The sequence below is a fragment of the Arenibacter lacus genome, assembly GCF_008711145.1.
Lineage (GTDB): Bacteria > Bacteroidota > Bacteroidia > Flavobacteriales > Flavobacteriaceae > Arenibacter > Arenibacter amylolyticus.
The window spans coordinates 1-9,230 of record NZ_VVIN01000088.1 but is presented as its reverse complement, the minus strand read 5'-3'; the positions used below and the strand labels follow the sequence as shown (position 1 = coordinate 9,230).

At 43.7% G+C, this 9,230-nt stretch carries 6 protein-coding genes; 1 reads left to right on the top strand and 5 read right to left on the bottom strand.

Annotation, left to right across the window (positions count from 1 at the left end; genetic code table 11):
- A partial coding sequence (locus F1E73_RS15780; RefSeq protein WP_150452479.1) for an NAD(P)-binding domain-containing protein occupies window positions 1-878 on the bottom strand: 878 nt, incomplete at its 3' end.
- Between the two features lie 515 nt (window positions 879-1,393).
- On the opposite strand from F1E73_RS15780, the gene upp reads away from it, so the two are divergent.
- Window positions 1,394-2,047, top strand: a complete 654-nt coding sequence (gene upp, locus F1E73_RS15775) for a uracil phosphoribosyltransferase (protein ID WP_086478595.1) — start codon at window positions 1,394-1,396, stop codon at window positions 2,045-2,047.
- Between the two features lie 102 nt (window positions 2,048-2,149).
- Here the strand turns inward: upp and F1E73_RS15770 are convergent, their stop codons facing one another.
- The 4 genes from F1E73_RS15770 to F1E73_RS15755 all read right to left on the bottom strand — a co-directional run.
- Complete coding sequence (locus tag F1E73_RS15770; RefSeq protein ID WP_086478594.1) at window positions 2,150-3,847, bottom strand: SusD/RagB family nutrient-binding outer membrane lipoprotein; 1,698 nt, start codon at window positions 3,845-3,847, stop codon at window positions 2,150-2,152.
- A gap of 33 nt (window positions 3,848-3,880) precedes the next feature.
- The gene (locus F1E73_RS15765; protein WP_223883477.1) at window positions 3,881-7,294 is read right to left on the bottom strand and encodes a SusC/RagA family TonB-linked outer membrane protein; all 3,414 of its coding nucleotides are present in this window, start codon (window positions 7,292-7,294) and stop codon (window positions 3,881-3,883) included.
- 316 nt (window positions 7,295-7,610) lie between these two features.
- Window positions 7,611-8,249 (bottom strand): HAD family hydrolase, encoded by a 639-nt coding sequence (locus F1E73_RS15760; RefSeq protein WP_150452478.1) that lies wholly within the window; start codon window positions 8,247-8,249, stop codon window positions 7,611-7,613.
- A 24-nt stretch (window positions 8,250-8,273) separates the two neighbouring features.
- Window positions 8,274-9,230: Gfo/Idh/MocA family protein (locus F1E73_RS15755; protein WP_150452477.1), on the bottom strand; the 957-nt coding region annotated here is incomplete at its 5' end.

Sequence of the window (9,230 nt, the reverse complement as noted above, 5' to 3'; positions counted from 1 at the left end):
AGACAGTTATGTGTTTTCAATCGCAATTCGTCTGGCAAGTAAGGGAATTTGTGCTGATAACCGGTACACATTATAACGGCATCATATCTTTCTTTACTTCCATCACTGAAATGGGCGATGTCACCTTCAAAATTTTTGAGCAAGGGTACTTCTTTAATTCCCTCTGGCCAACTTACCCCAATTGGGTTTGTGCGGTAGGATAGCGTCACGGATTTGGCGCCGTGCTTATAACATTGAACTCCAATATCCTCTGCAGAGTAGCTACTACCCACTAAAAGGATATTCTGATCTTTAAATTGATCTGCTCCCCTAAAATCGTGCGCATGCATAACCGCACCGGGGAAGTTTTCCAAGCCTTCATAGTAAGGCATATTGGGCGTAGAATAATGACCACTGGCCACTACCAGGTAGTCGAAAATCTCGGTATAGGTCCTATCATTTACCAGGTCGTCCACCACCACCGAGAACTGTTGTGTTTCCTCGTTAAAAGATACCCAGCGCGCAGCGGTATTGAACCGAATGTGCTCGCGGAGTCCGCTTTTCTTTACTCTTCCTTCTATATAATCGAACAATACGGGTCTTGGCGGATAAGAAGAGATAGGCTGTCCAAAATGCTCATCAAAAGTGTAATCTGAAAACTCCAGACATTCTTTAGGACCGTTGGACCAAAGGTATTTGTACATACTGCCGTGAACAGGCTCCCCATACTTTCCAACGCCTGTACGCCAAGTATAGTTCCACAATCCTCCCCAGTCACTTTGCTTTTCAAAACAAACTACTTCAGGGGTTTCAATTCCTTTTTTTCTTAGGGAATCAAATGCCCTTAATTGCGCCAAACCACTAGGTCCGGCGCCAATAATTCCAATTCTCATATTCATATTTCAATCATTAGTTTTAGTTTCAAAAGCATCGTTCACAACAGCCCATAGCAATCCTCATCCCCTCATGGGAAGGGATGAATTTATTAACCTAGCATTGTGCTGTTCTCCTTATTCTCTTGCTGGCACCCAAATCGGAATTATTGGGTGGTAGAGGCCTTGTTTATTCGTAAACCAGGCTCTTGGCCTCTATGCTGCCGTAAAATGCAATCCAAAAAATAATAGTAAGGGATTATTAGGTGTTTTAAGCCACCTAATATGTAGCACCCTTTTAAATTTTGCAACTGCGAACTTACAAAAATCCTGACAATTAGGCAAAATAGATTTTCAGGCACTGACCATCAGGTACTTACACTTACCCACTAGTGTCTTTTAGTCATGAAAGGAAGTATATGCTATATTTTAGAGGCGAATATGGTTATTTTTGTCTTGCAAGGACATGGCCTTTACAAAACAGGGCACGTGGGATTTAATCCATAGTATAAAGTTGTATTTTTGGTCCAAAATTACAGTATATGATCATTCATCGTTTAGGGGAAGGCAATTCATTGATCAATAAGTTTGTTGCAGAATTAAGGGATGTAGATATCCAAAAGGATGCCATGCGCTTTAGAAGAAATATAGAGCGAATTGGAGAAATTCTGAGTTATGAGCTGAGTAAAACCTTAGACTACCAGCAAGAGCTAATCTCTACTCCACTGGGAAACAAGGAGATGAACCTCCCCAACAATGATTTGGTTTTGTGTTCCATTCTACGGGCTGGATTCCCCTTGCATCAAGGAATGCTAAATTATTTTGACCAGGCCGAAAATGGTTTTATATCGGCTTATAGGCATCACCCCAACGATGGGGATGCGTTTGAAGTACGGGTAGAGTATTTTGCAACACCTTCCTTAACGGACAAAACTTTGGTTTTGGTAGATCCCATGTTAGCCACGGGGCGGACATTAGAAAATGTTCTTATGTCTTTAAAGGAGTACGGTACCCCGAAACAGATACACTTGGTGTCTGTCATAGGTTCTGAGGAAGGGATTGCCCACGTAGAACAGGTATTCCCAGCAGACACCCATTTATGGATCGCAGCCGTTGATGAAGCTTTGAACAGTAGGGGATATATTGTTCCCGGGCTTGGAGATGCGGGCGACCTCTCTTATGGTAGTAAATTATAAGTAGGTGGGCACAACTGCTTTCCCTTAAAAACACAAAAATACCCGGTCTACCCGGGTATTTTATAAAACTAACTAACTCAAACAAAACAAAAAAAAGCCAAATTAATTCCATGGTTTGGAAACGCCTTGTAATATCCAAGGCTTAGACCAAGGAGTATCGTTTTCTATATACCCAGGAACATCGTCTGTATGGGAGGTGGTTTCCAAACTGTTTAGGGCTGAATAATAATTATCCCTATTTAGGGTACTGTTTGATGCCGGATAAACAAATCGCACTGGGATTACAGTAGATTTTGCGAAAGGTCCTGGGCGTAGATCTGGTAATCCGGTTCGTCTCCAATCCAAATAGGCCTCCGAGGCCGAACTAAAGTTCGCAATCCATTTTTGCTCCATAACTTGTTCCAAGGTACCATCAAAGGCCACCCCATCATTATCTATATAAGCAGAAAATTGATCTCCTATTCCCCAAGTTTCCAAGGAAGCTTCCACCCCTTTGTTATAATTACCTTCCGCATCCGAGCCCCACCCTTTTAAAGCAGCCTCTGCTCTAAGGAAACAGAGCTCTGCATACGAGAATACCCTGGCTTTTAAATGAGGTCCACTTACGGCATTAAACATTGGGTTCATTAGGGATACATGTGGATTTCCACCTCCCTGTACGGGATTTGGGTTTAAGTTATAGGTATAGGGTTCCGATCCTTGATAGGACACAGGAATTCCCACATAAACGCTATTGGTATCAATTAAACTAAGCCCTGCCTCCCGATCTGCATACCAAGTATTTGGATCAAATATCTTGAGGTTATTTGGTGGCAATATGTCTTCATTAATATACCTCACTCCATCTACCACCACATCGTCTCCTCCACCAGGCACTTCCGAGGCGGGTACTACCTTGATGGGGATTTCCACCGCATCGAACCAAATATTCCTTCTAGGGTCGTTTAACTCCCTCAACTTATAGGTAAAGGTGGTACATGGTTTCACCCTAGTAAAATTGGAAGGGGTACCCTGCAGCCCGTTACTAGGCTGGGAATCCCCTGGACCGGTTCCTAAATAGGGAACAGCACACTCTTCCTCCACGCTATCTATCAAGGGTTTGGATAGGGTGGCCTGTACCCCTGCACCGGCGAAACCTGGATCTTTTTCGGACAATCGCATATAGTATCTTAGCGCCAAGGAATTGGCATATTTTATCCATTTTTGAGCATCCCCTTGGAAAAAAATATCTTGAGTAGCGCTAAAGACCTCCAAGTTTCCTGCGTTTGCGGAAAGCATTTCTGAAGCTGCCTCAAAATCTGCAATGACCCCTTTATATACCATCTCTTGTGGGTCGTATTTTGGCAACAATACCTCTCCATCCCCTTCTAGGGCTTCGGTATAAGGGATATCCCCATAGAAATCTGCAAGCAGGGCAAAATTATGTGCGATTAGTATGGTCGCTACTGCTTCGTGAAATTTAAACTCCAGTTCCTGTGCTCGTTCCAGCGCCAGCTTAGCGGTACGTAAATTACTGTAATAGTTTTCCCAACCACTCCCTGGCCAATCGTAATCATTAGTGCCCCAAGAGTCCTTCTGCGTATACTGCACATAAGCCGATAAGGGATCGCTATAGCCTTTATTCCCAACATCCATAGCGGTTTTCACCATTACATCGGTCAATAAGAAACTTGGATTTGCCTCGGAAAGGTTTACCCCATTGGGATTGGTGTTTAGATCGGTGATATCTTGGTCGCAAGAGGAGGCAGACAAGATGCACAAGACCAATATTAATTTATATAGTTTGTTGTAAGTGCTCATAATTTTATCGTATTAATTATTAACAGCCTTTTCTTAAAAGCCTACATTGAGTTTAAAGCCAACGGGAATGGCCCACGGACTCACATTAAAGCGTTCTATACCTTGCTTAAATTGGATACCACTACGACCTTGGGTAGAGGATTCTGCCTGAAATGCCATTTCTGGATCTATCCCGATATCTGCTTTGGTCCATAAAATTATATTACGACTATATAAGGAAATGGCGAGGTTATGTAATCCTATGCGACTAATGGTTTTGCTGGGCACGGTATAGGTAATGGCTATCTCTCGCAGTTTTACAAAATCGGCATCAAAGGTAGCCGTCCTAGTAAAGTCCCAACCGTAATGGTCTTGGTATCTTGTATACACTGTACCGGGTCCTCCTAGGTTTTCAGCGACAGCCACAAAGTTTCCATTATCGTCATAATCTCCCTGTACCCCGGGCATAAAAACACCATCGTTCAGGGTAATCCCTCCTTCGGTAACCGGAAAACCTCCTTCCGCTGCCGTGGGCCCTCCTACCAGCACATAAAACTCTCCGTCTTCCGACAGGTACTTATCGGCATTATTCTTAAGAAAGGTAGGCAGGTCACCAACGTCATTAAAATTGTGCAACTTATTTAACCATCGTTGTGTATGCATATCGGATTCCCCATAACGGTGGGTTTGGGAAACAAACTGTCCGCCTTTTCGCCAATCGAAATTCATGGTTATGGACCAATTTTTATAGGAGGCCGAAGTGGTCATCCCCAGATTAAAATCTGGATTAAAGTTTCCTATAATGGGAGCCACCCTATTGCCATCGGCATCCTCCAGTGTTCTATCACTGTCTTCAAAACCAGAATCGTCAATAATTGGCCAACCGTGGTAAGGTGAATTGGGATCATCTACCCGCACCATGGCACGGTCAATAATATTTCCTATTTCTTCGCCCAGCCAGGTGATGGCACCTCCTTTGGCGTCGGTCCATAGGGTTATAGAGTTCATGCCCTCTGCCAGCTCTATTACCTTGGTACGGTTTCTACTGAAGACAAAGCCCATATCCCAATGCCAATCGGTATTGGAAATTATGGTTCCGCCCAATCCGGCTTCTACCCCATTACTGGTGAGCAAACCTGCATTTATAAACCTAGAACCATATCCCGAGGCAATGGGCGTACTCACGGGAAAAATTTGATCCCTATTCTTGCTTTCGTAATACGTAACATCAAACCGCAGGCGATTGCTAAATAAGGACACGTCCGTACCCACCTCCCAGGAGCTTTGGGACTCCGATTTTAGATCTGGATTTAATAGTGTTCCCGGAACCGATAGCAAAGAAGCATTGCCCCAAGAATCGCCACTGTTGAGTACCGGTTGCAAATTATAGGGACTGGTATCGTTTCCTACCTCTGCATAACCTGCCCTTAGTTTTATCAAGGAAACCTTATTACCCAAATCCAGCGCATTTTGCAATAGTAGGCTGGAAGATATGGACGGATAGAAATAGGAGTTATTGCTATCTGGCAGGGTACTAGACCAGTCGTTTCGTCCCGTAGCATCTATATAGAGTATGTCTTTATACCCAATACTTACCAGTCCGTACAAGCTATTTACCTGGCGCTCACTCTTAAAAGAACTATAGTTTAGGTTGTCCGGGGCAATATTAGAAAGGGTAAAGAGACCCGGCGCCAATAATCCAGATCCTCTGTTCTTGGTAGAATTGGTAACGCTCATGGAACTGGCGGTCCGTTTATTTCCCCCTACCGATGCAGAGAAATCCCAATTATCGTAATCCTTTGCATAGGTAAGTAAGAAATCTATATTGGTCTCATTGTTTAGGATATTGGTTATACCATAAGCCCCATTGATATCCTGGGTATATCCCTTGGACATTTTGGTTTCGCGCACCTCCTTTATTTCATCATAATTATAGCGAACCATAGCGGAAAACTCGTCTGTAAGTTGCCAATCTCCCCTAGCATTCCCATAAAAGCGGTTTCTTTCAAATCCGTTATTCACCTCATGGGCCAAGAAATAAGGGTTATTCCATTCGGTATCGGTAGGGTCGTCCCCAAAGGCATAGGGAGAATTTTGTCGGAATCCCTCATAGCCGGGCAACCAATAATCTTTCATCTGACGCACATCTATATGGGGTGCCGTTTCATAAAGGGCTTGCATGGGATTGGCGCCGCGATTAGATGCCGGCCTATTATCGGCACCGGATTTCGTATAGTTGAGGCTAGAACTGATCTTTATTCTATCATTTAGGTTTAATGCCGAATTTAAGTTGATGCTATTCCTACTGAGATCGGAATTAGGGATAAACCCTTTGTGCTCCATATTGGTATAGGACAATCTATAGTTTATCCTTTCCGTATTATCCTGGATGGCCACATTGTTGGTAGTGGTTATTGCGGTATTGAAAAAGTTAGGGGCATTGTTGTAGGATTTCAACTCTCTTGGCACTGGCACCCCGCTATTTATTTCTTCCTGGGTATAGGGCCAATGAATGGCTTTCACCCCTTGATCCAATGCCGGACCGGCCCAAGCCGAGGAGGTTTCCCCGACAATAATAGCCCCGTACGAATTAGATGGAAAATTATCTTCGGTATAGGGTCTAGACCCGGAGGCAAACCTTCTGTGCGTGTCTAGGTAACGATAGGGGATATCAAAAACGGTACTGGAGTTTATGGTTACCCCCAAGCCCTTTTTAGCTTTTCCTTTTTTAGTAGTTATCAATATGACGCCATTTGCAGCCCTAGACCCGTAAAGTGCTGCAGCACTTGCCCCTTTCAATACGGTCATGCTTGCTATATCATCGGCATTTATATCTGAGATAGCATTCCCAAAATCGGCCCTATTGTCACGACCTACCCCACCAACATTATTAACCGAACTGATTACGGGGGCTCCATCAATTACAAATAACGGCTGATTGTCACTGGACAATGAGGAGGCGCCCCTTATATTAATATTTACCGTAGAACCCGGTCCGCCAGTAGAATTAATAGCTACCCCGGAAACTTTTCCCGAAAGGGCGTTTAGGGCATTCTCTTGTGGAACATTGTCTAGGGCATCGCCACTGACTTCGCTTACCGCGTACCCCAAGGATTTCTTCTCCCTAGAAATTCCCAATGCCGTTACTACCACCTCATCCAACTCTTCGGAATCGGTCGTCATTACCACATTGATTGTCGATTGGTTTCCTACGGTTATCTCACGGTCTTGCATCCCCAGGTAGGAGAATTGAAGTACTGAATTCTCCCCAGGCACCGTGATACTATAGTTTCCATCAAAATCCGAGGTCACCCCAGTGGTGGTTCCCTTCACTACCACGGAAACCCCCGGGAGCAATTCTCCCGTTTCACTACTGATCACTCCCTTTACTTCTTTCTGTCCCAACATGATGGTAGTCTTCATGCCCAACAGCAGCAGTAATAAGATTTTTACATATTGTTTTTCCATGTTGTATGTTTTTAACGGTTTGGTTAATCATTCCCCTAACAAATCTATCCTATAAAAAGCACTATACTGCATTACATTTTATTAATTATATAGTAAATCTTAACCATTTTTGTCGTTATGGTAATTATCCAGAATATATCTGTCAATATTTCACCACTCTCCTTTCCATGAATTTATTACTTCAAGTGGAGGTGGGATTGGAAAAAATTATTTTTAGAGACAAAAAATGAGGGTGAGGATAATAAAGTATTCCCTATAAAACCCTTGCAATGGGAATTGTTATTTTAAATAAAGGTTGAATAGCACGCGAACCTATTTACAACCACTGCTTTAAATCTTCTAATTTCTGTATGGAGAAGTGCGCCTCGGGTACCTGTCCAAATCCGTACTCGGCAAAAACAAAGGGAAGCTCATTTGCCAAGGCTGCCTCGTAATCCCCTTGGGTATCTCCTACATAAATTGCCTTCTCAAGATTATTTCTTTTTAGAAGCATCCCAATATTTTCTGCCTTGGATTTGCCTGTGTTTCCCGAACATTCAAAATCTAGAAAATAGGATTCCAACCCATGAAATTCAAAAAAGGCCTCTATATACCCTGCTTGGCAATTACTGACTATATACAATCCATAATTTTCACCTAAATAGGCAAGGGTTTCTTGCAAACACGGGTAAAGCACTGCTCCAAATTCCTTAATTCTTGCTACTTCCGCCTTGTAACAGCTTTGCATTACCGCTTGCTGTTGCAGCCGGGTTAAATAGGGAAACAACTTAGCACCCACCAAATTATGCTGCATGCCAAGTATTCCCTTTATTTCTTCTTCTGTAATGGGGGCTCGTATAAGCGGATTATCCCCCAAGGCCCTATGCCAGGCTTTTACACTCATTTCCAGGGGATTCCACAGGGTTCCATCCAAGTCGAAAATGACACTTTCCAATGATTCCTTCCACCTATCCATAGACTTTTCAAGTAATTATTACCGCTATAAAATCACGCTTTCCCCTGTTTTAGCCGATTGGTAGGCCGCATCTACGATGGTGAGCACCACTTGTCCTTCCTCTATTCCGGGAACTGGGGTTTCCCTCGTCTTTATACAGTTAATAAAATGCTCCATCTGCCGCGTATAAATGGACTGATCACAGTGTTCTGTTCGTTCGGGTAGCTGTGGAGCAATTGTTTTAACCCCATCATCTTTGGGAGTTTTTAGGAAGGTAGGAAAGAGGTTGGCATACCCCTTGGTCCCATATAACCCGGTACTGGCCTCAGGACCGTCTTTATGGGGTTGCCACCAGCCACTTTCTATGATACTTTCGGCACCATTATCCCAGGTGATTATTAATATCCCGGTATCATCTACCTCATAATTCCCAAACTGTGTGGAGAGTCGGGCATACACCCTTTTGGGCAAAGGATCTCCCAACAGATACCGCACTGTATCAATGGCATGTACTCCCATATCTGCCAATGCGCCACCGCCAGACAATTCCCGATCTACAAACCAACCGGAAGGTCCCCAATGCTCATGAATACCATATCCTTTCGTCTTAAAGATTTTCCCCAGTTGTCCGGAGGCTACAGTTTCTCTAATGTATTGGGTATCCCTATCAAAACGCCACATATGCCCTACCATTACCAATTGCTGCTGCTCTTTGGCTACCAACGCTAGTAGTTTGCCTTCTTTGGCGTTCATTGCCATGGGCTTCTCTATAAAAACATCCTTCCCTTTTTCCAAAAATTTCAGAGCGTAGGGTGCATGAAACTTATTAGGGGTACTAATGACAACTGCATTTATAGAGGGATCTTCCACTACCCTGCTGATACTACCGTAGGCTCTTTCAACGCCGTATTTATCAGCAAACTTTCTGGCGTTGGCCTTGTCTTTGGAAACGACCGCTACCATTTCTACCCCGGACATACCTTGCAATCCGCGTGCGTGATA

Coding starts and splice junctions, on each gene's coding strand:
- upp (WP_086478595.1), top strand. CDS start 1,394: ATGATCATTCATCGTTTAGGGGAAGGCAATTCATTGATCAATAAGTTT.
- F1E73_RS15770 (WP_086478594.1), bottom strand. CDS start 3,847: ATGAGCACTTACAACAAACTATATAAATTAATATTGGTCTTGTGCATC.
- F1E73_RS15765 (WP_223883477.1), bottom strand. CDS start 7,294: ATGGAAAAACAATATGTAAAAATCTTATTACTGCTGCTGTTGGGCATG.
- F1E73_RS15760 (WP_150452478.1), bottom strand. CDS start 8,249: ATGGATAGGTGGAAGGAATCATTGGAAAGTGTCATTTTCGACTTGGAT.